Source organism: Legionella gratiana, from assembly GCF_001467695.1.
GTDB lineage: Bacteria > Pseudomonadota > Gammaproteobacteria > Legionellales > Legionellaceae > Legionella > Legionella gratiana.
This window is the reverse complement of record NZ_LNYE01000020.1, coordinates 358,185-384,217: the sequence shown is the minus strand read 5'-3', so window position 1 is coordinate 384,217 and position 26,033 is coordinate 358,185. Positions and strand designations below refer to the sequence as shown.

Below are 26,033 nucleotides of genomic sequence, written 5' to 3'. Positions count from 1 at the left end.
ATCTAATCCTCATAGAGTTTTATTATTTTGCGTGGCTATAACAACCGTAGCGGTAGCAGCCACAACAAAAAGAACACCCACAGCAAATTTACCAAGATTCGATTTAAGACTATTTAGCAAAGAATAAGATTGTTCTTCTTCAACAGAATCTTCTTCAAGGGTGTCTTCTTCAAGAGTCTCTTCTGCGTTAGACTTAGCTTCCCGCCCAACCTCTGAAGTCATATCATCAAGAAACTCCCCAACTAAACTCGTCGCAGCACCGGAGTAAAAAAGAGCCCCTGCGTCTGGAATTTCAACTCCTGTCTCTTTAAGCCTTTGCTCAACGGCTTCAACTAATACCTCCTTCGGATCCTGGCCCCCATAAATCAACGTCCCATGCACAACCTCCAATGCACTGTGGTAACCGCAGCCTACTAGAAATGCACACGCCCCAGCGGCTCGTGCTGCTGAATACCCTGGTCCAGTACCGCCTACGTATGCCTTATCGATCCCTCTACCTGCGAGTATATCCCAGGTCCAAAGAATTTCTGATGGCGAAGCAGACATATGCCCTGCTAAGGGTTCTTCAGTTAATTCCACCCGTTTTTCGTGCAGTCGAGCCGTCGCCCATTTCGTGGGTACCAAGTGCCCTTCTTTCTCAAATCGTCCAAGCAATTCGTCTGCGTCTTTACCGCAGTCATGTATTCCTGTCCTAGGTATTAACTCCTCTTCCTCAACACGCTTTCGTTCTTTGCTTTTTGTTGGGCCAATAACTCCCCCACCACCCAACTTTCTACCGCGCTGCGCGGACTCATCAACCAAGTCCCTAAATTCACTAGTCTTTCCTTCGAGTTTGAGCGCATAATCACTGAATGATTCTTTAAGTCTCCGCGATACCTTTTCATCGCGCACAGTTCCTGTGGTAGCACCTGTGGCAGTCATAAATGCACCAATATCGCCAAGCAGCGCGATCGTTACTGCACGCGAGTGTCCAAGTTCCGGACCTTCAACCGACTTTTGAACACTTGATAGATGGCGTTCTAGCGTTTCTCGGCAGAACTTAGCTAACTCTTCAGGATTATCCACGCTGCCTTTTTTAGTTGCCTCGATAAAAAGCTCTTGAGGATCCAGACCTTCTGGGCCAAGAACACGAGCGCATAAGCCGATTATCAGTTCATTGCCATCTTTCTGGTTTTCAAGGAAATCTAGGTATCCTATCAGCCCACCAGCAGCAATGCTTAGCTCATTTATTAGTGGTTCCGAGGGCCAATAAAGGCAGGCACGAGCTGAAATGGTTTGGTTGAGTGCAAGGGTTAGTGTCTCGCTGTCATCTTCAACGCTAGAAATTGACGGGTCAACGTGTTCCCCAGAAGGTTCACGTGGCGGTGATCGGCGTGGTGAGCGCCTAGTTGGCAAAATTTCTGACTTATCATCTTTCATAATTTTTTTCTCCTTACATATATTTAGACTTTGGTGGGCGCTATTAGTAACCTTCGTTATCTCTGAGTTTTATGACGAATCTCAAGGACACATCGGTTTTGTATATCCAGCATCCCCCACCAAAAAATCTGCTTGGAATATACACGTAGGTTTGATTGACATTCTTAAAGAATGAATCAAGATTATTACTGCATTTAACCTCCCTCATCAGATTGGAGCTCTATACTTACACGCAAAAAGAGCCTTGATTAAGCTATGTGTATAATTATTGATCGTTATGACACATCTGTCAACATTATTAGATCTTCCAACTTGCTGGGGACATTCAGATAGATTTTGCGGAAAAAAATTCAGATACTGCTCCTAAAGAAAAAACTGGAAGCTGCGAAGAGTCACGATAGGCTGCTATTTAAACAGACAACCCGAAGGGAGTGGAGTAAATAGCAGCCTGTCACGTTGGTGAGAGAATTATCCGGACTTGACTATGTCCCGGAATTTATAAGGTAGTCACGTGCTTGTTATTGTTATTTTCCTGTCCGTAGTCTTGCAAACGAATGATTTGATCGTGGGTTAGCTCTATCTTTTCAAGATTAGAAACTGCATGGTCCCATAGATGGGATAAATCTTTATTATTAAGAAAACATCCCAATACGCGCATAGGACCACCATGAGCAATAATATATATATCTTGAGGATTATCACCATAGTTATTGCAAATTTCAGAAAACGTATGTAAAACTCTATCTTGAAATTCTGCTAATGTTTCGCCTTCAGGAAAGCCAGGAAAGGTAAGAGGATCATTTTTCCAGTGCTCCCATATTTTTTTTGAATCTTCAGAGAGTTCATCTACATAAAGACCCTCTAACCGACCCGCATTGACTTCTTTTAAACCATCAATAAAAACTGTTGGAGTTTTAATTTCTTTGAATTGCATTCCAAACCATGTTTCTGCTGTTTGTATACATCGAAGCAAAGGACTTAATATGAGTAAATCAGGGGTTTTAGTAGAACTCATTGTAGCAATAATATCCTGCTTACCCTTATCCGATAAAACTATTTCAGAGCTAGAGGATTGTCCCTGTATTCGTTTTCTAGGCTCGTTCCATAGTGTTTCTGCATGGCGCATAATTACAATTTTTGCATTTCCTCTCTTAAGAGAAACGTCTTGGCTCTTAGAAAAAAATGGTCTATAAAAATCACCATGCATTAGAGAAAACTTATTTTGCTCTTTTTTATCGATATATTCGTCTTTCTCTTGCATAACCCGCACCCCAACTGTCATTAAAAGATATATATTTTAAACAAATTGATATTATATTGTCAATTTAGATAATACAATAGATACTTTACTATTAATTAATTGAGGGTTATAATTTAACAAATTAAATAATTTATAGCCATTTTAGGTATATAAAAATCAGATATTTAAAGGGTTACTCATGAAAAATAAGATAGAGTTTCACAAGCACGAATATTCACCTTCCCACTGGTCAATCGACTTTACTAGGGCCGGCACTTCAGTGGCAACTTTTAATGTTCGTAATAAATACCACTTTTCAGTGATTCTTAATCCCACTGATTGTCAAGGGTATCGCAGCATTATTCGTTATCTTAATGAAGATAGCTCCAGCCTTTCTTCTGCGTTTAACCGTACCTATACTCTATCGGAACAAAGGGCTCTTAATGATGTGACTGCGATCATGACTAAAGTTTACGAAAAACTAGGAGTCATTGCACAATTTTCACAGTTAGGAAATAATTCTCATCATTTTGATCCAAACACTCGCGTCGTACATGTAGGTGATGATGAGGAACCAAGTCTTTTACATCTTCATATGTGGGGTAGAGGCGATCCTGAAATGGAATATATTCCGGGAGTGCCACTTAGAGGACCTAAACCAGGTTTAATGTTTGATTTAAGGGCAAAAAAAGAACCTAACAAGGAAGAGTTGCAAAAATGTCTCGATACATTTAAGAGTCTATTGGATGACTATATTAAATCACCAGAGTTTCTGGATGAATTTGGAAATTCTGTGAAGATTTCTTTTGACAATCCAAACGTAAAAAGCGTACAAGTTAAGGAAAGTGTAACTTCTGGTCCTGGATTTTTTTCTTCAACAGCTGATCATAAATCATCAGAGCCCCCATCTCCTTCTTCTCAACTGCCAACACTAAAAGTATAGATAGCATCAGTTCGATATAAAAAATAAAATGATTTTTTATATCGAACTCTTTAGAACCGGAACGTTCGTTTAGTGTCATCAAAGGCATAAATATGCCTTTGATGTGAACTCACCGTACATAAGGCAATTTTCTGAATGGAGTTGTAACCTAAAAGAAATAGTAGGCCCCGTAATAGAGGTCAACTACTTCTTTTAGGTTGAAGAATATCCGGAAAATAAATCTCTAAAGAATCCTAGCTCTCAACTCCATATCGCTTTCTGGGATAGAATCTAAAGAATCTAAAGAATCTAAAGAATCTAAAGAATCTATTAAGTTCTTAAGCGTGGGACGATTATTTGGATCTTTTGCTAAGCAGTTATCGATTAACGTTTGCACATCAGAATTTGGAGCCATTATGTCTTGCATGAGTATCCCAAGAGAGTAAACATCCATTGCTGGAGTAGCTATTACTTCAGTTGGCGCTACGGACCAACATTCTGGCGCGATGTGGGAATAGTCTTTCCTGCACTCTTCTACTTTCTTTCGACTGGATTTCTGAAACGACAAAGGATCAAGGGGACTTCCTATAGGTGCCGAAGTACCGCCATCGATTAAATAGCTTTTTTGCGTACTGGAATCGTAATAAATGTTATCTGATTTGAGATCAACCATGACCATTCCTTTGTCATGACAATCTTTTAATGCTCGGATAGCGGAGCGAAAAATAGTTCTTTGAAATTCTTCCGTGTCAACATTAAGCTTTTCATACGGAACATGTGAAATATAGGGTATAATTAGTCTATAGTCCTTCTTTCTCAGAGGGAATAAAGGAGAGCGCTTCTCAGGATAAACCGTTTGAAAAAATCTCTGTTTAATTCTAGCCTCGCCAATATCTCCAGGTAACTCCACAGGATTTAGAACAACAACAGATTTTTGTTTGTTTTTAGATTGAAACAGTCTGGCTTCAGCATAACTCCCTTTTCCAATAGTCTTTACCGGAGAATACTCTGTTCCTTCATCGCTTTCATATCCTGAATCATATCCTGAATCATCTGAACTTGTTTTATCTTTAGTTTTAGTTTTATATTTAGCTTTTTTTGTTCTGTCATTAGGCATCACAATAAACTCCAATTATTTGGGTGAAAGAACTCCCATGGTCCCTGGTCTTTATATGGCGAATTAATAAATTCGCCGCTGTTTAGATGATCGAGTAATCGCTGTAACACGCCTACAGAAGTGATCCATCTCTTTTCAGAGGCTAACATTTTACCTCTTAAAGATCAATTTTAGAGCTTTAAGTTCTGAATTATATCATACAATTGAACTAAATATAAACAATATAGATAAAAACAATCCAAATATCTTCGCAAGTTATCGAGAATAAGAAATGGCGTTATTTTTTTATATTGAACTCATTAAGTCTGGCAGCTACCAATTTTCAAGATAGCTGCCTCTCCAAAAGTTTACTATTTCAATTGAACGTCTTTATTAAATTGATTTCCTTGTTGATTTTTAGGCTCTGTGTCGTTCCTCTTGAAAAATGTACTCGAACCACCACTCCTGAAAGAATGAATCAATGCTTCTTTCGGACTCAATTCAGCGACCAATTTTTTTATGTCTTGAATGTATTCTGGTGGTCTACTTTTATCACTTGACGATTTTTTATTTTTTTTAAATGCCAAGTATTCTTCTGCACACTTAAGAGCCATTTGCGGGTTTGTCTTACTCAACTCTTCAAGTTTCGCCGCTACATGGGGTCCAGGAACTGCTACACTTTTGAAACCAATATCTTGCAATACTTGCCACAGTCGTCTTTTTGTAGATGTTTTAGGCTCAACAGATTCTTCCTTGGATGGCTGTTCTCTGCGCTCAACTTTTATGGAAGAACTTTCTTTGTGCTCAGCTTCTATGGAAGAGTTTTCTCTGTGCACAAATTCTATGGAAGACTGTGCCTTGTTGCGTCCAACCCCTGAAGTCACATCATGGAGCAGCTCATCCACTAAACTCGTCGCAGCACCAGAGTGAAAAAGTGCTCCTGCGTCCATTGGCTCTACAAATCCTGTCTCTTCACACCTCATTTCCACAGCCTCAGGTAACACATGTTGAGGGTCCTGGCCCACATAGATCATCGTCCCGTGCAGTACCTCAAGTGCGCTGTGGTACCCGCAACCCACTAGAAATGCACATGCCCCAGCAGCTCGAGCTGATGAAAAAAAGTCTGTTTCCTTACCAGGGTTACCTACGTATGCAGAATCGATCCCCCTACCTGCGAGTATATCCCAGGTCCAAAGAATCTCAGACGGCGAAGCAGACATATGCCCTGCCAGAGGTTCCTCAATGGTTGTCACCCGTTTTTCGTGCAGTCGAGCCGACGCCCATTTCGTGGGTACCAAGTGCCCTTCTTTCTCAAATCGTCCAAGCAATTCGTCTGCGTCTTTGCCACAGTCATGTATTCCTGTCCTAGGTATTAACTCCTCTTCCTCAACACGCTTTCGTTCTTTGCTTTTTGTTGGGCCAATAACTCCTCCACCACCCAACATTCTACCGCGCTGTGCGGACTCATCAACCAAATCCCTATATTCACTAGTCTTCCCTTCGAGTTGGAGCGCATAATCACTGAATGATTCTTTAAGTCTCCGCGATACCTTTTCATCACGTACAGTTCCTGTGGTGGCACCCGTGGCAGTCATAAACGCACCAATGTCGCCAAGAAGCGCGATCGTTATTGCACGCGAGTGTCCAAGTTCCGGACCTTCAAGCTCATCTTGGACACTTGATAGATGACGCTCTAGGGTTCCTCGGCAGAACTTAGCTAACTCTTCAGGATTATCCACGCTGCCTTTTTTAGTTGCCTCGATAAAAAGCTCTTGAGGATCCAGACCTTCTGGGCCAAGAACGCGAGCGCATAAGCCGATTATCAGTTCATTGCCATCTTCCTGGGTTTTAAGGAAATCTAGGTATCCTATCAGCCCAGAAGCAGCGACGCCTAGCTCATCTCTTAGTTCTGTCGAGGGCCAATAGAGGCTTGCACGAGCTGAAATGGTTTGGCTGAGTGCGAGAGTTAGTGTTTCGCTATCATCATCCTTGCTAGATATTGCTGGGTCAACGTGTTCCCCAACGGGTTCACGTGGCGGCGAGCGACGTGGTGAGCGTCTAATTGGCAAAATTTCTGACTTATCATCTTTCATAATTTTTTTTCCTCAGATATATTTAGTCTTGTGTGAGCGTTATGAGTAACCTTCGTTATCTCCGAGTTCTATGAAGGATCTCCAAGGACACATCGGTTTTTGTATATCCAATCCCCGCGCAGATCATTCAACCGAACTTTCTCACACCACAAAATCTACTTGGAATATACACGTAGGTTTGATAGACATTCTTAAAGAATGAACAAGATTATTATTGCATATAGCCTCCCCCGTCAGATTGGAGCTCTATACCTGGATGCATAAGAGAACCATCATTTATTCTATGTGTATAATTATTGATCGATGCGATTTTTATGTCAACATTAAATCTTCTTGAGGAGTTGACTTATTTTGCAAGAAAAGGAATTCAGCTTATTTTCCTGTCCCTAGTTTTGTAAGCGAATGATTTATAATGGGTTAGTTAAAAGAAATAAATTCTTTATCCATAATACATAAGAAAATTCTTCCACTCCGTCCAGAGCAGTTTTACGAGACCTAAAATATTGAGTAACTTGTTTTTGGTAAACGTGAGTTCCACATAAAAAATAAAGTGTTTTTTTTATAGCGAACTGTTTTTATTTAGAACGTTATTTACCAATACAAAAGCTTGAAAAAATACGCCCTAATAGATCATCAGAACTGAATTCTCCGGTTATTTCACCTAGTTTTTGATGAGCAAGGCGCAAATCCTCTGCAAGTAATTCTCCTGCTCGATGTTCCGCCAATTGTTGTTGTCCTATAAGCAGTACATTTTTTGCTTCATCTAAAGCCTGTAAATGACGTCTTCGTGCAAGAAATTGCCCCTCATTAGGTTGATAGCCTACAACCTGTTTTATCAATTGCTTTAAAAGATCAATTCCTTCACCAGATTTTGCAGAGAGATATACTGAATAATTTTCAGCTTGTGGGGAGCGATTTAAAGTATCGATTTTATTAAATAGAGTAATAATAGGGACTTCTGCTGGTAAAGCCATCCGAATTTCTTGGGTTAAATCGTAATGATGTTCTAAATCATTGATCTCGACAACTAATAAAACACAATCAGCTTTTTTTAGCTCTTGCCAAGCTCGCTTTATTCCTTCTTTCTCTACTATATCATCAGAATCACGTAAACCCGCAGTATCAATGATGTGTAACGGAATATCATCGAGTAAAATATGTTCTCGCATTACATCACGAGTAGTACCAGCAATTTCAGTTACTATAGCAACATCCCGACCCGCCAAACTATTAATGAGTGTTGATTTACCCGCATTAGGTTTCCCAGCAATAACTACAGATAGTCCCTCGCGCAAAAGAACACCTTGATTGGCTTGGGAACGTATAATATCTAATTCATTTAAAATATTTTGTAACAACTGAGCAACTGTACCATCATTAAGAAAGTCAATTTCTTCCTCTGGAAAATCAATCGCAGCCTCAACATACAAACGTAAATGAATAATCTGCTCATTTAACTGATTAATTTTTTGTGAAAACTCTCCCTGTAATGATTTTAATGCCATTCTTGCTGCTGTTTGTGAACTGGATTGAATTAAATCAGCTATAGCTTCTGCTTGAGTTAAATCGATTTTATCATTTAAAAAAGCTCGTTCGGAAAACTCTCCGGGCCGCGCCATGCGAGCACCTAAATTGATGCATTCTTTAGTTAACCTATCAAGAACAATTGGAGCGCCGTGAGCTTGGATTTCGACTACATCTTCACCAGTGAACGAGTGAGGTTCTTTAAAATAAATCATTATTCCTTGATCGATTAACTCTTCTTTCGGTATTTGAGAACAAGAATAAAAAGAACAAAAGGTAGCCAATCGAGGCTGTAAGAGCTTATTACCATTTAAAGTAACTGCAATCGAATATGCTTCAGGTCCCGATAATCTGAGAATACCAACCCCACCTCTTCCAGGTGGAGTTGCTATAGCTACAATCGTTTCTGTAACCATTTATTTGACAGTAACAAGTTTTTTAGTGGGCTTTTCGTCAGAAAATTTACGTGTAATATACCATTGTTGCAATATAGACAAAGTATTATTCACAATCCAATACAACACTAAACCGGCTGGAAACCCCCAAAATAAGCCTGTGAATAGTACAGGTAAAAACATCATTACCTTCGCCTGCATTGGATCAGGTGGTGCTGGATTTAACTTTTGTTGGATTAGCATTGTTGCTCCCATAATCAATGGCAACACATGGTAAGGATCTGCATCAGATAGATCTTTAATCCAGAAAATAAAGGGTGCTTGTCTTAACTCAACACTCTCTAATAAAACCCAATAAAGAGCAATAAAAACTGGAATTTGAATTAAAATTGGCAAACAACCACCTAATGGATTAACTTTCTCCTGCTTGTACAACTCCATAGTGGCTTGACTAATTTTTGCTTTATCATCGCCATAACGTTCACGTAATGCTTGTAATTTTGGCTGTAGCTTTCGCATCCCAGCCATTGATTTATAACTCGCTGCGGATAAACGATAAAATGCCAACTTAATCAAAACTGTTACTAAGACAATAGACCATCCCCAATTACCTACAAAATTATTGATAACCTTCATCAAAGAGAAAAGTAATGAAGATAAGAACCATAAAATGCCATAGTCAACGGTGAGATCAAGCGAAGGAGCAATGGTTTTAAGCACACTCGTAATTTCTGGACCAACATAAAGCTTAGAACCTATTGTTTTCTGTTGGTTAGGTTGAAGAACTATTGGCTGACTTACAGCACCTATGGTGTAATCATTATTGACAGCTCGAGTATAAAATTTATTTGTAGAATTAGGATCAGGAATCCAGGCACTTAAAAAATAATGTTGCTGCATAGCAACCCAGCCACCTTTACTATCAACATCTAAATTAGCCTTATTCATATCACTAAAGCTTACTTTCTGATAACGATGTTTTCCAGGCTCAGAATAAGAAGAACCCGTATAGGATCCTACATGGAATACACTTGATTTATCTTCCTTTGGAGAACTGCGTATCAATTGAGTATTCATGTACCCAGTCCATTCACTACCTCCTTTATTTTCAATCGTGTAATTCACATCAATAAGGTAACTGCCCTTAGTAAAAATAAATTCTTTTTTTACATCAAGTCCGTCCTCATTTTTACCATTAAGAGTTACAACTAATTGCTGTTGATCAGGACCTAACTCATATTGTTGTTGTGACGATGTAAAATTAAAATTAAGTGATTGTACATTTTGTTTCGAAGCTACAAAAAGATTGCTACTCGCAATATAGCGCTCATTAGGTTGATTTTGTAAAAGAAGAAAAGGTTTGTTCTTTTCATCAACACTTTGTGGATAAGCAAGCAACTCACTTGAAACCACATCGCCTTGCTGTAAGTCAATAGTTACATCCAAAACGTCTGTTTTAACATGAATTTGTGACGCGTTATTTGTTTGTGTTTCCGTAGTTGGGGTTATTGGTGTTGCGGCAGAAACATTGGATGGAACCATTTGTGGTAACAAAGATGCACCGCTTTGTTCATTGTTGACGGTATTTTCTGTTTGCACTGGCTTAGTAGGATAGTCTATTTGCCAAGCATTCCAAAGTGATAAACTTACCAGCGCAAGCGCCGCATATAAAATAACTCGTCGTATATCCATCAAAAATTCTCATTGTTAGGAAGTACAGGATCATAACCACCTTTAGACCATGGATGGCAGCGTAATACTCTTTTAAGAGCCATCCATAAACCTTTGGTTATGCCGCATTGCATGATAGCACTTTCAGCATATTGTGAACAACTCGGATAATAACGGCAGCTTGGCCTCAACAAGGGGCTAATCAAATATTGATATAATTTAACGGGTAAACAGATTACTTTTCGTAAAGTGAGGTTATTTTTTTCCATGTTTTGCCCAATTTAGCGTTTATATATGCATTTGTTTGTTTTGCAACGCCTTGTCTTGCTAAAAAAACTACATCGACTGCTGGTAATTCTTCATGACGAAAGCTTTCTCTTAACAGCCGTTTGATACGATTCCGATCATGGGCTTTGGCTATCACTTTTTTTGATAACGCAAGCCCTAGTCTTGCATAACCTAGGTTATTCTCTCTATAAAGAATAATGAATTCGGTTGTTACAATTTTTTTCGCTTCTTCAAACACATGATTATAGTCATTTTTCGTGAGTAATCGCTGTGTTTTTTTAAATGCAAACACTTAAGCAGTCAAACGTTTGCGACCTTTAGCACGACGACGCTTGATTACTAATCTACCTGCACGAGTAGCCATACGCTGACGAAAACCGTGATCGCGTTTGCGCTTTAAATTACTGGGTTGAAAGGTGCGTTTCATGATGAACCTGTTAATAAAATTCTAAGGCTCGCAATAATAGAGAACTTTTTTTCTACTGTCAATTTTGCGATTGATTATTTTTTGTTTCTTTATAGATTATCTACTGATAATTTTTCGGTTGCCATTAGTAACATTATTTTTTTATTTAAAAATTTTTTATTGTTATTAGTAACATAAAATTTGTTAATAAGTGTTAAATTTCTATAAAAATCAATTAGTTTTTTATACTTTAATTCTGTTCACAACCTCTTTTTATTCTTGTGATCTATCTGTATGTAATTTTCTGATTTGATTTATGCACAGTGTTATTATCAACTTATACTCGTTTTTTGATCCTATTTATTCATAGATAACTTCACACCATTTTAAAACTTATCGTTACTGTTTCTAGAATGGCCCATACTTTTTTTGTGGATAACTTTCCTTTATAGTAAACCCTGAGTATAATTCACCTGCAGCTGCCCTTAGTGAACTGAAGAAATCTTTTTCTAGCTTCATGTAAATTTTTCATGCTTAATTATCTTGCTGTCCAGGTACTTTCAGTGGCATATTTTTAATACTGTGGATAATTAACGTGAGTTCGATATAGAAGGCATTTGTATGACTTTACTATCGCTAAACGAACGTTATCTCGTAAAATGCGCGGCATTTATACTGGATCCAGTTCTAAATTAAATCAGTTCGGTATAAAAAAACACTATATTTTTATATTGAACTCACGTTAATTGGTTTTAACTATTCTTATTATCATTCTTCTTTGATGAGGAGTTACGTTGTGTCAGCATCTGTTTGGCAAAAGTGTTTAGGTCTATTGCAAGATGAGTATTCTGCTCAACAATTCAATACTTGGTTGCGCCCTTTACAAGCTCATACAGATGAGCAGCGTTTGATTTTATTGGCACCTAATCGATTTGTTGTAGATTGGGTTAAAAAGCATTTTTTTTCTCGAATTGAAGAGTTAATTAATCAGCTTTGTGGTGATGAAATTAAATCGGTTTCTATTGAAATTGGAAGTAAAACTAAAAGTACAGATTCTGATTCAAGTTCTTCTGGAACGTTTCGATCGCAAGTAACAGTCCCTGTCAATTCTACTGTTAAGGCGACACCTAAAAAGGCTGTTGATTATAAGAGCAGCCATTTAAATAAAAAATTCGTTTTTGAAAGTTTTGTGGAGGGGAACTCCAACCAATTGGCTCGTGCTGCGTCAATGCAAGTTGCTGAGCGTCCTGGTGACGCATACAATCCACTATTTATTTATGGTGGTGTGGGCTTAGGAAAAACTCATTTAATGCATGCTATTGGTAATTCCATATTAAAAAATAACCCTGATGCCAAGATATTGTATTTACACTCAGAACGTTTTGTTGCCGATATGGTTAAAGCGATTCAGACGAATTCAATCAATGAGTTTAAACGTTTTTATCGCTCATTAAATGCATTACTTATTGATGATATACAATTTTTTGCGGGTAAAGATCGATCTCAAGAAGAGTTTTTTCATACTTTTAATGCATTACTGGAGGGACAACAACAAATTATTTTAACCAGTGATCGATATCCTAAAGAAATTGAAGGTATGGAAGAGCGGTTGAAATCTCGATTTGGTTGGGGATTAACTGTAGCTGTAGAACCTCCTGAACTAGAAACTCGAGTTGCTATTTTAATCAGTAAAGCGGAACAGTCAAATATTGAATTGCCTTATGAAGTGGCTTTCTTTATCGCGAAACGGATTCGATCCAATGTTAGAGAGCTTGAAGGAGCATTACGTCGAGTTATTGCCAATGCTCATTTTACTGGAAAACCAATTACTATTGAATTTGTACATGAAGCTTTGCGCGATCTTCTCGCATTACAAGATAAATTAGTTACAATTGAGAATATTCAAAAGACTGTTGCTGAGTATTATAAAGTTAAAGTGGCTGATTTGTTATCAAAGCGCCGTAGTCGTTCTATTGCAAGACCTCGACAAATGGCGATGGCTTTAAGTAAAGAGCTTACGAACCATAGTTTGCCTGAGATTGGGGATCATTTTGGTGGTAGAGACCATACAACGGTAATTCATGCATGCAGAAAGGTTAAGGAATTAATTCAAGATGACAGTGATTTTGCTGAAGACTATAAGAATTTAATGCGTATCCTATCTTCTTAATGGATTGAGGGTATGTGAATATTCTCTTAGAGATTTTACTTATTTCTGTGATTAATTAGGAGTTCTATTTTGTTTGAATTTACTCTTAGAAAAGAGGACTTACTTCCCCTGTTACTTACTGTTGCTGGGGCTGTAGATAAAAAGCAATCTTTAGCTATATTGTCTAATTTCTTTCTTAAATTGTCTGATGGTTTATTAAATATTACTGCAACGGATTTAGAAATCGAAATTTCGGCTCAAGTCGCTTGTGAATCCAAACAGAGTTCAGGAAGTATCACTGTTCCAGCGAAAAAGTTCATTGATATTATTCGTTCTCTTGATGATGAAACAAGCCCTGATGTGCTTGTTAATAATGCACTTTTAACCATTAAACAAGGACGTAGTTCTTTTAAGCTTACTACTTTACCTGCAGAGGGTTATCCCCTCAGTGAAGATGAATGCAATGAGGTTGAATTAACTCTTCCGCGTTTGGTTTTATTGAAATTATTGCAGTCAACTCATTTTGCAATGGCTCAACAAGACGTTCGTGTTTTTCTCAATGGTTTGTTTCTTGATTTTGAACCTAATCTTATTTCTGCTGTTGCTACGGATGGACATAGAATGGCTATTTGCCGTTATCCATGTTCTAATTCTAGTGACAAAAAATTATTAGTACCTAAAAAGGGAGTTCAAGAGTTATTACGGATTCTTAATTATATTGATGATGAAGAGATTTTATTAGCGGCAGGAAAGTCTCATTTTAAATTGGTAACTCGGCAGTTTACATTTTTATCAAAACTTATTGAGGCACGTTTTCCACCATATACTAAAGCAATTCCAAGAAATCAAGATAAGCATATTCTTATTGATTGTTCTGTTCTTAAGCGTTCATTATCGCGTATCGTTATTTTAGCACATGAAAAATCAAAGGCTGTTATGCTTCATTTGCAACCAGGGATGCTCACTTTAATTGCTAACAATAATGAACAAGAAGAGGCTGTAGAGTCATTAACTGCTGAAACAGAAGGTGATGAATTAAAAATTGGTTTGAATGCAATTTATTTATTAGATGTTCTTTCTCATTTTGGTGAAGGGCGAATTCGTTTGTCTTTATCAAATACGGACAGTAGTATTTTAATCGAATCATTAGATGATGATCATTATCAATATATTATCATGCCTATGAAAATATGATCCTTACTGAATTAAAGATTCATCACTTACGCAATATTTTATCAGCTCATCTCGAATTAAATTCGAGATTTAATTTTATTCTTGGACCCAATGGAAGTGGAAAAACTTCTGTTCTTGAAGCCTTTTATCTTTTAAGTTGTGGTCATTCATTTCGAACTCGAGAAATTTCACCGATTATTTCGCATGGTCAACCTTCTTTGACTGTATTTGCTAGAGGTATAAATGAAGAAACAATTAGTATTCAAAAGTCTTATTCTGGAGCTACTCAAGTTAAGTTGAACAATCAATTTTGTTCTACTACCAGTCAATTAGCTTATGCATTACCTTGTCAGATTTTTTACTCTGATCTATTTCAAATTATTGATGCAGGTCCTTCTGTAAGAAGAAATTTATTGGACTGGGGATTGTTTCACGTGAAACACGATTACTTTTCTATATGGAAAGAATATAAGCGAGTTCTTAAACAGCGCAATGCTCTATTAAAAGTACATGCACCTTATACTCAATTTATTCCTTGGGATAAGCAATTAAATCAATTAGCTAATCAACTGCATTTATTGAGAGAGGAATATTTTATTCAATGGGAACGTGAATTTACTTTAGTGCTTCTTGAGCTCAGTGAACTTGATTGTAAGTTAAGATATGTTAAAGGATGGGATAAAAAAAATACGGGCAAAAATTTAGAACAGATATTGTTTGAAAACTTTGAAAGCGATAGGCAAAAATTGTATACGCAACATGGAGCACATCAGGCGGATTTTATTGTTGAAATCAGTCATAATAAAGCTAAGTACTTTCTATCAAGAGGTCAACAAAAAATTATTTTAATCTCATTAAAACTGGCTCAAGCAAATCTTGTTGCAGAGAACTGCTTATATTTAATTGATGATCTAGCCGCCGAACTGGATGAGGCTCATCAAATAAAGGTGATGTCCTATTTATTAAAAAGAAACGGACAATATGTAATCACTTCAAATAGTAATTCTAATAGTTTACTGGAGCTCATTTCTAGCGATAACAGTGCAATCTATCAAATCAATAACGGTATATTATAGTGAGTCCTACATAAATAGTATGTCATTTATGTAAGTAATCGAACATTTCCAGCAAGGCACAGCTTAGCATTTATACGGCTTTAATTTAAATAAAATCACGAGATAAGAAATCGCTTCATTTTTTATAGAACAGGGACTAAATAAACTAAAGTAAAATGTTTCACGTGAAACAAAAAGTATAAGGGCTCTTTCCCATCAGAAGAAACAGCATGGCGAGTAAGAATTAAAAGATAGATGATCTACCTTAGTCAAAGTTCCTAAATCACATATAAACACAATGCAAACTATGCTATGATAAGGTATTTAAAATACCATAACAGGGTTAAGAGGACCACTTAATGAGCGTTGATGCCAGTTACGATTCAAATAATATTAAAGTTCTAAAGGGGTTAGATGCAGTAAGGAAAAGACCAGGAATGTATATTGGAGATACTGATGATGGTACTGGTCTACATCATATGGTTTTTGAGGTTGTTGATAACTCGATTGATGAAGCACTGGCAGGATATTGCAAAGAGATTTTTGTTACTATCCATTCTGATGAATCAATTAGTGTTAAAGATGATGGACGTGGTATACCTGTTGATATCCATAAAGAAGAAGGACGTTCTGCTGCTGAAGTGATTATGACTGTCTTGCATGCAGGAGGTAAGTTTGATGATAATTCTTATAAAGTATCTGGTGGCTTACATGGTGTAGGTGTATCAGTAGTCAACGCCTTATCCGAAGAGTTGCATTTGACTGTACGGCGTCATGGCAAAATTTATGAGCAAAGCTATCGAAATGGTGTTCCAGATGCTCCAATGGCCGAAACTGGTGATGCAACAACGACAGGAACGCAAATTTGGTTTAAGCCAAGTGCTGAAACTTTTTCAAATATAGAATTCCACTATGATATTCTAGCGAAACGTCTAAGAGAACTATCTTATCTAAATTCCGGTGTTTGTATCCATTTATTTGATGAGCGCTCGCAAAAACAGGATACTTTTCACTATGAAGGTGGCATAAAAGCTTTTGTCGAGCATCTCAATAAGAATAAAAACGTGATTATGCCAACTGTTTTCTCTATGACCGCTGAAAAAGATAATATTGTTGTTGAGCTTTCAATGCAGTGGAATGATTCATATCAAGAAACGCTTTATTGTTTTACTAACAATATACCTCAGCGTGATGGTGGAACGCATATGGCAGGATTTAGAGCCGCACTGACTCGAACTTTAAATAACTATATTGAAAGTGAAGGATATGCTAAAAAAGCTAAAGTATCGCCAACTGGAGATGATGCACGCGAAGGATTGACAGCAATACTTTCTGTAAAAGTACCTGATCCCAAATTTTCTTCACAAACAAAAGATAAACTAGTTTCTTCTGAAGTAAAATCAGTAGTTGAATCCAGTGTTGCAGAAAAATTTAATGATTTTCTTTTAGAAAATCCATCGAGTGCAAAAGCTATTGTTGGAAAAATTATTGACGCAGCTCGAGCTAGAGAAGCTGCTCGACGTGCTCGGGAAATGACTCGACGTAAAGGCGCATTGGATATTGCAGGATTACCCGGGAAATTAGCTGACTGTCAGGAAAAAGATCCCGCTTTGTCGGAACTCTATTTGGTAGAGGGTGATTCAGCGGGGGGATCAGCGAAACAGGGGCGTGATAGAAAATTCCAGGCTATTTTGCCGCTCAAAGGAAAAATACTCAATGTTGAAAAGGCACGTTTTGATAAGATGCTTTCTTCGCAAGAGGTAGCGACGCTTATTACCGCATTAGGGTGTGGCATAGGGCCAGATGAATATGATCCTGATAAAGTACGATATCATCGAATTATCATTATGACTGATGCTGATGTTGATGGCTCACATATCAGAACATTGTTACTCACTTTTTTCTACAGACAAACACCAGAGTTAATAGAACGAGGGTATATTTATATTGCTCAACCACCATTGTATAAAGTCAAACGGGGAAAACAAGAACAATATGTTAAAGACGATGAAGCTTTGTTTGAATATTTAACACAAAGTGCGTTAGATGCTGCTTCATTCTTTCCAGCAAAAGATGCTCCTCCTATCACCTCCAAAGCTCTTGAAGAATTGGTACATCAGTTCAGGCGTGTTGAAAAAATTATCAAACGTTATAAACGGAGATATCCCACTGACATTTTGAAACGCATTGCTTATTTACCTATGCTTCATAATGAAGATTTCCATCAGCAAGAAAAAATAGCAAACTGGTGCAAACAATTGCACTCTAGCTTACAGCAGTTGGGAAGTAAAACAGAGCAGTATCATGTTGATGTACATTTGCTACCTGATACGAATCAATTTATACCCAGAATCATTGTGACTCAACATGGAGCAAAAAATTATATACCTATGAATGCTGAATTTTTCTATTCTAAAGATTATAAAGAATTAGTTAGTCTTGGTTCCAAGTTAGCAAGCTTGATAGAAGAAGGAGCATACATCAAACGCGGAGATAAAGCACTGCCTGTGGAAAGCTTTGAGCAAGCGTTAGATTGGCTAATGGAAGAAGCTAAAAGGGGACAAACCATCCAGCGGTATAAAGGTCTTGGAGAAATGAACCCTGAACAGCTTTGGGAAACAACAATGGATCCGACAGTACGGCGGATGTTGCAAGTAAGTATTGAGGATGCAGTTGCCGCTGATGCAATATTTACTACGCTTATGGGGGATAATGTTGAGCCTAGAAGAGAGTTTATTGAGTTTAATGCACTTGATGCTGAGAATATCGATGTATGATATTATGTTTGTGTGATCTAAGTTTAACTGATCATGTAAAGTTTCCACAAATGGGTTATTTCTTGTAATTAACGAATTGATTTAAAAATATCAAATCAAATTATTATAATCTAATAAAACATTTCTGGACAAATGATACCACCTATGCCAGGATATAATTCTGTTCGGTTACAGTGATAGTATAAAGGATCACTTAATTGCTTCTGAATTTGATAAGGTCTACCATTGGTCTTTATACAAAACAGAATACGTGGTGGTCTACTATTAGACCATGAAACGATGGTTTTAAATAGATTCAAGCACTTTTCTCCACAAAAAGTAAAAACTCTTGGGTGTGATTTCTATGCTCAAGAGTTCATTACTGTGTACCAAAACTCTTTCTTAAGTTTAAGTTCAATCAAGAACTAATAAAGCTTAATAATGATTTAATGTGATTTAATAAAGAATTCCCTGCTTTTATTTGCTGCATCTAATTATATAACTATATAATCCGCATCTTTTGTTATCTTTGTTATCTTTATACGAGGTTTAATATGCTTTTTGTAATTATTGGTGGTGCATCTGGTTCTGGAAAAACAGGTTTATCCCACCAACTTCTCGCTAAGTTGCAAAAAGATGGGATAAGTGCGCAACTATTAAATATGGATGATTATTACCATGAGATACCTGAAGGAAGGAATCTCGAGGACTATCGAAAAAATACAAATTTTGATACACCAGACATGCTTCATTTGGATTTATTGCAAGAACATATCGCTGAATTGAACCATGGAAAGTCAATTAAAAAACCACTTTTTGATTTCAAGTCAAACCTTAGAAATGGTGAAGAAACAGTTCATCCAACCGATGTGATTATTATGGAAGGTATATTTGCTCAATATTTTTATAAAAAATACGGAGTATCAGAATTGCCAGTAGTCACAGTAAATATTGCTACTGAAAATTATACGGATGTTATTGAGCGACGGATTAAACGTGATATAGAACAACGCGGTCGAATCCGAATTGACAGTATAAAACAGGAAAAAAAATACGTTGGGCCTGGATTCTTAAAATATACCGCTAATAGTGCTACAGGAGCAGATGTTTATATTAACAATGAACATAGAGAAGGAAATGCAGAACAACAATTAATGTTAGATAACGCAGCCAATGAAATTCTTACTGTATTAAATGAAAAACGTCTGGAACTTGAATCAGGTAAGCCTCTGTCGAAAAAGCCCTGCCCAAAGGTCCAAGAAGTGGTTGCTAAAAGTCATTTAAGGGCAGGAACTTTATTTCATCCACGTAAATTTGAAGGGTACTTTAGTGGAGTATTTACTGATTTTAAAGGAAATTATGTTAGAGAATTTAGTGAAGAGGAAATAAAAGAAGCTCAGTTAACTCCCTAATCTGATTTTGAACTATCATAATCTTAATCCGAGCTTCAGGGTTGGGATCTCTGGATCCTGCGGACAATCCCTGAAGAATAGTCACAAAATTTAGGCTTATTGAGAGTTGCAAAGGTAGGGCGCAACTATTTGATTTTTTATGACATTTATATTAAAACTATAGTTTGATGTTTTCTAATTTTAGCCATTCTTAAGGACTAGAAATGCTAAACAAACTCCAAATCTTCCCTTTATTAATCTCAATGACCATTTTTTCCACTGTGTCAGCGGAAACGTACAGAGTACCAGCAACAAAAGACACGGTGACTCTAGGTCTCTTTACTTTGGATAAGCAACCTGTAATTAAAGTTCGTTCTGGAGATTCTGTGTCTTTAGAAACTTGGAACAGTTGTTTGCATGAAATGGTTTTTAATAAAACAACACCTGCTGAACTTGCAAAATTTTATACAAAATATGACATCCAAAAAAGACGTGGTATGCATAGTTTAACCGGTCCTGTTTATATTGAAGACGCTGAGCCAGGAGATGTGTTGGAGATTCGGATATTAGACATAAAATTAAATGATTTTGGATATAATTTTTTAAGTCCTACACAAGGAATTTTATCAGAATTTATCCAACCAAGAATTATGTACTTTAAATATAATAAAGAAAAAACCACCACCGAATTCACAAAGGGTGTATGCTTGCATCTAAAGCCGTTTCCGGGAATTATTGCAGTAGCCCCTCCAAGCGATTGGCCTGATGGCTGGCCTGTAAATTTAGAAGCACATATGGGCCAACCTGTTCCAGGGCAGTTTAATTCTGTTCCGCCAGGTCCTTTTGGAGGCAATTTAGATCAACCAAGCTTACAGGTTGGCTCCATTCTTTATTTGCCAGTTTTTCAAAAAGGTGCTTTAGTCTGGACCGGTGACTCCCATGCGATGCAAAGTAATGGTGAAATTGATGTCACTGCACTTGAAACTTCTTATGAAGGAATCACGCTGCAATTCATTGTAAGGAAAGATCTAAAAGCTGAAGGAGTATTTGACAAAACGAAACGAAATGGCAACAGTTTATTCACTTGGCCAATTGTCGAGAATTCGAAGGAATGGATCGTGATGGGATTGAATGAGGATCTGTTGGAAGCTATGCAGCTTGCTTCTAAGAATGCCATTGAATTTTTAGTGCGCACTCAAGGGTTCTCACCCCAAGAAAGTTATCAATTTTTAAGTATGGTAGGTGATTTCGATATTCCTGAGGCAGTCAATGTTATCAAAAATGTGGCGGTACATATTCCTAAAGAATCAGTCAAAAATCTTGAGAAGACAACTACACTTTCTTCTGCAGGTACGTTTCCTCTAACAACAACGAAGATCGATGAAAATGCAATCTGTGAGCCTCAAGAAGGTAAAATTATTCAATAACCAGTGGGTGAAATAATGAAAAAGATCTTAGTTTATTTATGCTTAAACTTCATGACTTTTGTTGTTTTTGCAGATGGCATTGTACTTGATAATAAAACATATTACCCCGAAAAGGGTAAGTTAGGCAAAATTGCAGTGCAATGGGCGGTTTCAGTTAAGGAAGTACAGAAAGAAAATAAGGGTATTCTTCATGACTCAACATTAAATTCAAATTCTTTAACGATGCTTACTCAAAAAGGGAAAATTCAGTTAACTTCGCCTAAAAACGCACGGTACTTTAGATTAGTAGTATGGTCAAGTGGTAACCATGAACCGGACCTTTTTACAAACTGGGTAGATATTATCTCCAATAAAACCTATGTTGTGAACCAAAATCAACTGGTACATAAGAGGCTTATGGCTGGATCAGGCTGCTAAACAGTTGATCGATATTTAAAAACATTTTGCAATGGACCGTCTTTGCCGAGATTATTGTCTAGGAACGCAAAGAAAATGATAAATCGTATCTTTTTGTTTATTCTAATTGGTACAACTCATAGCGTATGTGCAGAGCCAATCAAGTCTGGATCCAAAAAATCAGCACCTATAAACAATCCAAGAACTACAAGTATCAGTTCCAACCCTGCGGCTATTAATGTACCTACTGGAACAGGCACAATTCAACGTTATATTGAGAAAAAACTTGGCATTGAAAATAATCATGGAATTATGATCCAAGGAGCCTGGATCGGAGATACTAACGATTTATTTTCTGGCGGTATACCTAATGCAAAACGTGTCACTTCAAACAGTGTATTATTGCTTGATTTAACTGTTGAAATGGAACAATTTAATGGATGGAGGGGAGGTTTATTTAGCGCTCAATTTTTACAACAAAATGCACAAAATACTAATGCACAAGCCGGACTTTTTCAAGGATATAACTCGTTACCTGATGTTCCTCCTTTTAATCGTTCGGAACTTTACGCGCTTTGGTATCGACAAGCACTTTTTGATGATAAGTTGTTTGTACGTATTGGAAAAACAATTACCACGCTTGATTTTAATAACGTAATCAAGCCTGTTCCTCTGAGTGCCGGTGAACCTAATATCCCTGCCGTAACCAGTTTGATTTATACCCCAATTTTTATCAATCCCGCTGTAGATGGAGTTATGCCCGGTTATACGAACTCTGCTTATGGATTAACCTTGAATTTTACACCAATGAAGCAATGGTATCTGGCTTATGGTATTTATGATGGTAATTTAGCCAGTGGCAAACAAACCGGTTTGTCTGGGCCAACATTTAATGGAAACTATTTCCAAGTTGCTGAAACAGGTGGGGCCTGGATTTTAGGAAAAAAACATTTGCCTGGAACCTCTGGAATAGGAATATGGCATCAAACAGGACTTATTCGGCAGCATAATCTTATCGAAACAGGAGCAACAGGCGCTTATTTATTCGGATCACAACGTTTATGGTATCGTCATCCTGGATATGATATTAGCGGAATTTCAGCTTTTTACCAATTGAGTATTAATAATTCAAGTGCTTTATCCATGAGCAAATCTATTGGCGCAGGTTTAACGGCATTTGGAATGATTGCCAATCGAGAAGCTGATTCAATAGGATTTGGTTTTTCTTTAGCATGGCTGAACCAACGCAGTACTAATCGGCCGACCGAATTGATGTATCAAATTTACTATCAGGCAAAACTAATCACTAATATTTATGTAGAACCAGCTCTTTCTTATATCCCTACTCCAGGACAAAGTGCAAGCTTACCTTCTGCATTTGCAGGTACACTAAGAGCGATTGTTCTAGCTTGAGTTTTTTCTTTATAGATTAAAAAAGCTAAGGTTATTTGTTTTTCAAAAACTTTATTTTGTGGCTTCAGGGTATTAAGCTCATTTATTTCTGTTGAATTAATAATTATCTTTTAGCGGGTATATGTCTTCTTGAATATTTTCATCATTATTTTCGTAACTGTGCTTTTATGACAGTACTTATTATTATCTTTATGGTCTAGAATTGTGCTTTTGGATGACATGTTCTATATGTTGAAACCTTTAGCTAATTATGAGACGTTTAATATAAATTCGTTGAATGAATCGATCTTGAATCGCAGCAACAGTTTACTTTCTGCTATTGCACAAAAATTTCCTATTCATTTTGATACAAAACAATTCGATCTTTATCCTTTTTGTAATGAGATGGGTTATAGAAATGTCATGAGAAAATTAAAGCGGATTCAAACACAAAATACTCAGCAGATAAAAGTGGCTTTGTTATTTGGTGAATCAAACTTTATTTCGATGTTACCGGCATTAACAGGCGTGGCCGATTTGATTTTGTTGGCAGATATAGAACCAAGTCAGCATAAGCATCTGAAGTTTATGTTAAATTGTTTAAAGCAGTCAGATTCGCCAGCACAATTTATAGATAGGTATGCACAAAGTAACAATCCATTATATCGAGGCCAGTGGCAAGATAAGTCATCAGATTTTCAGTTAATAAATATGTCGAAAGATAATTTGAAACGGGTATTTAATAATGCAAACTATCCGGCACAATCTCTCTTAAATTATCACTTTTTACACAGCGTCAAAAATTTTTTAAAATGCAAAAGGGCTCTGCAAGAGCTTTCGATCTTACAAATTGAGCTTGATTTGGGAGATCCATTCGCATGTAATAAATTGGCTGAATTGCTCAGACAATATAATGCCTGTTTAACTTTATGTAATTTTACTAATATTCATCACTATGTAAAAAATATAGCGTTATTTGATTCAATCCCTAAGTTGCTAAATCACAATAATGATTGTTTAATTATGTATTCAACAGGGCCTGCGGCTGATTTAAAAACAAATCTTTACATAGGCATCGGCAATTATTTTTCCTATATTTTTAACCAGGAAAAAAATCCTCCTGCCAAAAAATACATAACATCTCTGGATACAGAACACTCATCCCTGTTTATTTTTAAAGATAAAAAAATAAAGGATAAGAAAATTCCTTTTACAAAATTTAGTTTGTACGAGTTAACTGGATACGAAATATCGGATGATAATTACCGTGATTATTTTTTCTCTCATCCTAATCACCATATGTTTGAGCATCTATATACTACGTTTTTAACTGAAAAAAAACATGCTAATTATGTTCCTGAAATCATGATGGCTTATAATCTTCACAAATTAGATACAAATAATAATCTAGAGGTAGAAACAAAAGATAACGCGGAGATAAAATCTTCAGGTAAAAATAGAACAGGATATTTTTCCTCATTTTTTCGATTTTTTTCTTCGACGAATCGGCCCGAACATCAATATCCTCTCATAAATCAAACCTATAAAATAGGTCAAAATTGAGGCTTATAGGATACCCGATCCTGTCGTTTTTTTGCCTTCAAGATTTTGTTATTTTCGTGAAAGAGCAAATCCATTTATTTATTACTCCTTGTATCTTTCAAACAGAGATAAATTTGCTTGCATTTTCTGAGTTTTATTGGTGATAGATAAGATTATTTAATAGGCGTTCCCTGATGAAAAATCATACGCCATCGGTTATCTCTTAAACGCCAAATAGATGATCTGGTAGCGTATTTAGTTTCAGAAATAGGTGTATCTTTAATGGAACTAATATAGATTAGTAAAATCATGTCTTCAGAAAGCTGATGTGCTTTGAAAGAAGAACCTGTCCGTTCAGATTGATCGTTGCTTTTAAGCCAGTCTACTACCGCTGTTTTATTGTACTCAGTTGCGCTACTTCCGATTTCAATAAACTCGTCATCAATTAGATCGACCAAAATTGATAAAGAGTCCGTTTTGTCTAAGAGTTTTTTTTCTTGTTGAATAATTTTATTAATTATTGAATCTTCCATATTTAATTCAGATAGTTAGACGACGTAGTCCTTGATACTAGCATAGTAGTTTTTCTAGGATAAGTTATTTCTAATAAACAGAAGTTTCTCTCATTAGGGGGCGTTTCTTCAGGTATTAATCAGGCTGATTTTTAGACTTTTAAAAATATTTATTTGACCCAATTGCCCACCTAACAACCGAAGATATACTGGCGAATTGGAGAATATATAAGCAATAAAATTACTTTATCAGTTTGGGGTGATGGGGTAGTGGATCAACTTGCTAATTATATTTCAAAGAATCACCGCATTGAATTAAGTGTTTTCTAATTCACCACCCTATTTAATCATTATTAAATGCTACATGCTATAATAATATCAGTGTGCTCACAGGGAGAAAGTCGTGATGTTAAAATACTATCAGGCTTGGCAGAAATTATTGTTTATTATGCTTTCTTTAGTGATCACGACATCTGTTTTTGCGATGAATTTTCCTAATAAGCCAGCGAGTGATAGCTTCATCGTTGATGAGGCAAATCTTATTGATCCCACTACAACAAAACAAATTAATGAGCTGATTTTTCAGGTATGGAATGAACAACGCATTCCAATTTATGTAGTGACCATTCCTTCTCTTGCTAACTATGAGGCTTCAGGGGTGAGCATCGAACAATATGCATCAGAATTATTTAATAACTGGGGTATTGGTTCACCAGATCGTAACTACGGTATTTTATTGTTGGTTTCAAAAGGCGATCGAAAAGCGCGTATTGAATTAGGGAAAGCCTATGATCATCGTTACGATAATGAAGCAAGAGACATTATGCAAAATCTGATTATTCCTAATTTTAAAAATAATGATTATGCTTTAGGTATTTCAGAAGGTGTGCGTGGGTTAGCTGCCCTCGTTAGAGGTCAAAGCATTCCCTTACCAAAACAACCTTGGTGGGCTTGGCCGTTAATGATTGGCAGTGTCATTTTAATTACTGCTGTTATTGTTTCATTATTTAAAAATGGTCGAAGGGGATGGGGATGGGCCTTAATCATCATATTGGCTACGTTCATAGGCTATCTGTTGTGGGCTGCTGCTAAAGCAGGTGGGAGCGGCGGTGGGTTTGGTGGAGGATCTTCAGGCGGTGGTGGTTCAACAGGATCTTGGTGATGATAGGTTCATAATAATTAAGGA

Annotated in this window: 21 protein-coding genes; 11 read left to right on the top strand and 10 right to left on the bottom strand. The window is 36.8% G+C overall.

Annotation, left to right across the window (positions count from 1 at the left end; genetic code table 11):
- Positions 1-9: 9 nt before the first annotated feature.
- Both Lgra_RS06485 and Lgra_RS06480 read right to left on the bottom strand, forming a co-directional pair.
- On the bottom strand, positions 10-1,419 hold the full coding sequence (locus Lgra_RS06485) for a hypothetical protein (RefSeq protein WP_238584381.1): 1,410 nt from the start codon (positions 1,417-1,419) through the stop codon (positions 10-12).
- 496 nt (positions 1,420-1,915) lie between these two features.
- Entirely contained in the window at positions 1,916-2,680 is a 765-nt protein-coding gene (locus tag Lgra_RS06480; protein WP_058498441.1) for a histidine phosphatase family protein, read from the bottom strand.
- Between the two features lie 178 nt (positions 2,681-2,858).
- On the opposite strand from Lgra_RS06480, the gene Lgra_RS06475 reads away from it, so the two are divergent.
- Positions 2,859-3,602 (top strand): hypothetical protein, encoded by a 744-nt coding sequence (locus Lgra_RS06475; protein WP_058498440.1) that lies wholly within the window; start codon positions 2,859-2,861, stop codon positions 3,600-3,602.
- 223 nt (positions 3,603-3,825) lie between these two features.
- Here Lgra_RS06475 and Lgra_RS06470 read toward each other — a convergent pair whose 3' ends face one another.
- The 7 genes from Lgra_RS06470 to rpmH all read right to left on the bottom strand — a co-directional run bounded on the left by Lgra_RS06470 (position 3,826) and on the right by rpmH (position 11,075).
- On the bottom strand, positions 3,826-4,698 hold the full coding sequence (locus Lgra_RS06470) for a protein kinase domain-containing protein (protein ID WP_058498439.1): 873 nt from the start codon (positions 4,696-4,698) through the stop codon (positions 3,826-3,828).
- Positions 4,699-5,048: 350 nt separating this feature from the next.
- Positions 5,049-6,770, bottom strand: coding sequence for a hypothetical protein (locus Lgra_RS06465; RefSeq protein WP_238584380.1), 1,722 nt, complete (start codon positions 6,768-6,770; stop codon positions 5,049-5,051).
- A 587-nt stretch (positions 6,771-7,357) separates the two neighbouring features.
- Complete coding sequence (gene mnmE / locus Lgra_RS06460) at positions 7,358-8,710, bottom strand: tRNA uridine-5-carboxymethylaminomethyl(34) synthesis GTPase MnmE (protein WP_058498438.1); 1,353 nt, start codon at positions 8,708-8,710, stop codon at positions 7,358-7,360.
- Complete coding sequence (yidC, locus tag Lgra_RS06455) at positions 8,711-10,381, bottom strand: membrane protein insertase YidC (protein ID WP_058498437.1); 1,671 nt, start codon at positions 10,379-10,381, stop codon at positions 8,711-8,713.
- The gene (yidD, locus tag Lgra_RS06450; protein ID WP_058498436.1) at positions 10,381-10,629 is read right to left on the bottom strand and encodes a membrane protein insertion efficiency factor YidD; all 249 of its coding nucleotides are present in this window, start codon (positions 10,627-10,629) and stop codon (positions 10,381-10,383) included. Before yidD ends, yidC begins: the two co-directional genes overlap by 1 nt.
- Complete coding sequence (gene rnpA / locus Lgra_RS06445; RefSeq protein ID WP_058498435.1) at positions 10,596-10,940, bottom strand: ribonuclease P protein component; 345 nt, start codon at positions 10,938-10,940, stop codon at positions 10,596-10,598. Before rnpA ends, yidD begins: the two co-directional genes overlap by 34 nt.
- On the bottom strand, positions 10,941-11,075 hold the full coding sequence (gene rpmH, locus Lgra_RS06440; RefSeq protein ID WP_003633859.1) for a 50S ribosomal protein L34: 135 nt from the start codon (positions 11,073-11,075) through the stop codon (positions 10,941-10,943).
- 775 nt (positions 11,076-11,850) lie between these two features.
- Here rpmH and dnaA point away from each other — a divergent pair.
- The 9 genes from dnaA (at position 11,851) to Lgra_RS06395 (ending at position 24,356) form a co-directional block, all read left to right on the top strand.
- Positions 11,851-13,224 (top strand): chromosomal replication initiator protein DnaA, encoded by a 1,374-nt coding sequence (gene dnaA / locus Lgra_RS06435; RefSeq protein WP_058498434.1) that lies wholly within the window; start codon positions 11,851-11,853, stop codon positions 13,222-13,224.
- A gap of 69 nt (positions 13,225-13,293) precedes the next feature.
- Complete coding sequence (gene dnaN / locus Lgra_RS06430) at positions 13,294-14,397, top strand: DNA polymerase III subunit beta (protein WP_058498433.1); 1,104 nt, start codon at positions 13,294-13,296, stop codon at positions 14,395-14,397.
- On the top strand, positions 14,394-15,452 hold the full coding sequence (gene recF, locus Lgra_RS06425; protein ID WP_058498432.1) for a DNA replication/repair protein RecF: 1,059 nt from the start codon (positions 14,394-14,396) through the stop codon (positions 15,450-15,452). The genes dnaN and recF overlap by 4 nt, the downstream gene beginning before the upstream one ends.
- 338 nt (positions 15,453-15,790) lie before the next feature.
- The gene (gene gyrB / locus Lgra_RS06420) at positions 15,791-18,208 is read left to right on the top strand and encodes a DNA topoisomerase (ATP-hydrolyzing) subunit B (protein ID WP_058498431.1); all 2,418 of its coding nucleotides are present in this window, start codon (positions 15,791-15,793) and stop codon (positions 18,206-18,208) included.
- 533 nt (positions 18,209-18,741) lie between these two features.
- Positions 18,742-19,599, top strand: coding sequence for a uridine kinase family protein (locus Lgra_RS06415; protein ID WP_058498430.1), 858 nt, complete (start codon positions 18,742-18,744; stop codon positions 19,597-19,599).
- A 203-nt stretch (positions 19,600-19,802) separates the two neighbouring features.
- Positions 19,803-21,005 carry an acetamidase/formamidase family protein gene (locus Lgra_RS06410; protein ID WP_058498429.1) on the top strand — a complete coding sequence of 401 codons (1,203 nt, stop codon included), beginning with the start codon at positions 19,803-19,805 and terminating at the stop codon, positions 21,003-21,005.
- 15 nt (positions 21,006-21,020) lie between these two features.
- Positions 21,021-21,422, top strand: coding sequence for a hypothetical protein (locus Lgra_RS06405; RefSeq protein ID WP_058498428.1), 402 nt, complete (start codon positions 21,021-21,023; stop codon positions 21,420-21,422).
- 75 nt (positions 21,423-21,497) lie between these two features.
- Positions 21,498-22,814, top strand: coding sequence for a carbohydrate porin (locus Lgra_RS06400; RefSeq protein ID WP_058498427.1), 1,317 nt, complete (start codon positions 21,498-21,500; stop codon positions 22,812-22,814).
- A gap of 228 nt (positions 22,815-23,042) precedes the next feature.
- Entirely contained in the window at positions 23,043-24,356 is a 1,314-nt protein-coding gene (locus Lgra_RS06395; protein ID WP_058498426.1) for a hypothetical protein, read from the top strand.
- A gap of 152 nt (positions 24,357-24,508) precedes the next feature.
- Here Lgra_RS06395 and Lgra_RS06390 read toward each other — a convergent pair whose 3' ends face one another.
- A complete protein-coding gene (locus Lgra_RS06390; RefSeq protein ID WP_058498425.1) occupies positions 24,509-24,868 on the bottom strand; it encodes a nuclear transport factor 2 family protein in 360 nt (119 codons plus the stop codon).
- 385 nt (positions 24,869-25,253) lie between these two features.
- Here Lgra_RS06390 and Lgra_RS06385 point away from each other — a divergent pair, with 385 nt between their 5' ends.
- Complete coding sequence (locus tag Lgra_RS06385; RefSeq protein ID WP_058498424.1) at positions 25,254-26,009, top strand: TPM domain-containing protein; 756 nt, start codon at positions 25,254-25,256, stop codon at positions 26,007-26,009.
- The last annotated feature ends 24 nt before the right edge of the window (positions 26,010-26,033 follow it).

Bases quoted from the DNA above. Each gene is read 5' to 3' on its own strand.
- Lgra_RS06485 (WP_238584381.1), bottom strand. From the start codon at position 1,419: ATGAAAGATGATAAGTCAGAAATTTTGCCAACTAGGCGCTCACCACGC.
- Lgra_RS06480 (WP_058498441.1), bottom strand. From the start codon at position 2,680: ATGCAAGAGAAAGACGAATATATCGATAAAAAAGAGCAAAATAAGTTT.
- Lgra_RS06475 (WP_058498440.1), top strand. From the start codon at position 2,859: ATGAAAAATAAGATAGAGTTTCACAAGCACGAATATTCACCTTCCCAC.
- Lgra_RS06470 (WP_058498439.1), bottom strand. From the start codon at position 4,698: ATGCCTAATGACAGAACAAAAAAAGCTAAATATAAAACTAAAACTAAA.
- Lgra_RS06465 (WP_238584380.1), bottom strand. From the start codon at position 6,770: ATGAAAGATGATAAGTCAGAAATTTTGCCAATTAGACGCTCACCACGT.
- mnmE (WP_058498438.1), bottom strand. From the start codon at position 8,710: ATGGTTACAGAAACGATTGTAGCTATAGCAACTCCACCTGGAAGAGGT.
- yidC (WP_058498437.1), bottom strand. From the start codon at position 10,381: ATGGATATACGACGAGTTATTTTATATGCGGCGCTTGCGCTGGTAAGT.
- yidD (WP_058498436.1), bottom strand. From the start codon at position 10,629: ATGGAAAAAAATAACCTCACTTTACGAAAAGTAATCTGTTTACCCGTT.
- rpmH (WP_003633859.1), bottom strand. From the start codon at position 11,075: ATGAAACGCACCTTTCAACCCAGTAATTTAAAGCGCAAACGCGATCAC.
- recF (WP_058498432.1), top strand. From the start codon at position 14,394: ATGATCCTTACTGAATTAAAGATTCATCACTTACGCAATATTTTATCA.
- gyrB (WP_058498431.1), top strand. From the start codon at position 15,791: ATGAGCGTTGATGCCAGTTACGATTCAAATAATATTAAAGTTCTAAAG.
- Lgra_RS06415 (WP_058498430.1), top strand. From the start codon at position 18,742: ATGCTTTTTGTAATTATTGGTGGTGCATCTGGTTCTGGAAAAACAGGT.
- Lgra_RS06410 (WP_058498429.1), top strand. From the start codon at position 19,803: ATGCTAAACAAACTCCAAATCTTCCCTTTATTAATCTCAATGACCATT.
- Lgra_RS06405 (WP_058498428.1), top strand. From the start codon at position 21,021: ATGAAAAAGATCTTAGTTTATTTATGCTTAAACTTCATGACTTTTGTT.
- Lgra_RS06400 (WP_058498427.1), top strand. From the start codon at position 21,498: ATGATAAATCGTATCTTTTTGTTTATTCTAATTGGTACAACTCATAGC.
- Lgra_RS06395 (WP_058498426.1), top strand. From the start codon at position 23,043: ATGTTGAAACCTTTAGCTAATTATGAGACGTTTAATATAAATTCGTTG.
- Lgra_RS06390 (WP_058498425.1), bottom strand. From the start codon at position 24,868: ATGGAAGATTCAATAATTAATAAAATTATTCAACAAGAAAAAAAACTC.
- Lgra_RS06385 (WP_058498424.1), top strand. From the start codon at position 25,254: ATGTTAAAATACTATCAGGCTTGGCAGAAATTATTGTTTATTATGCTT.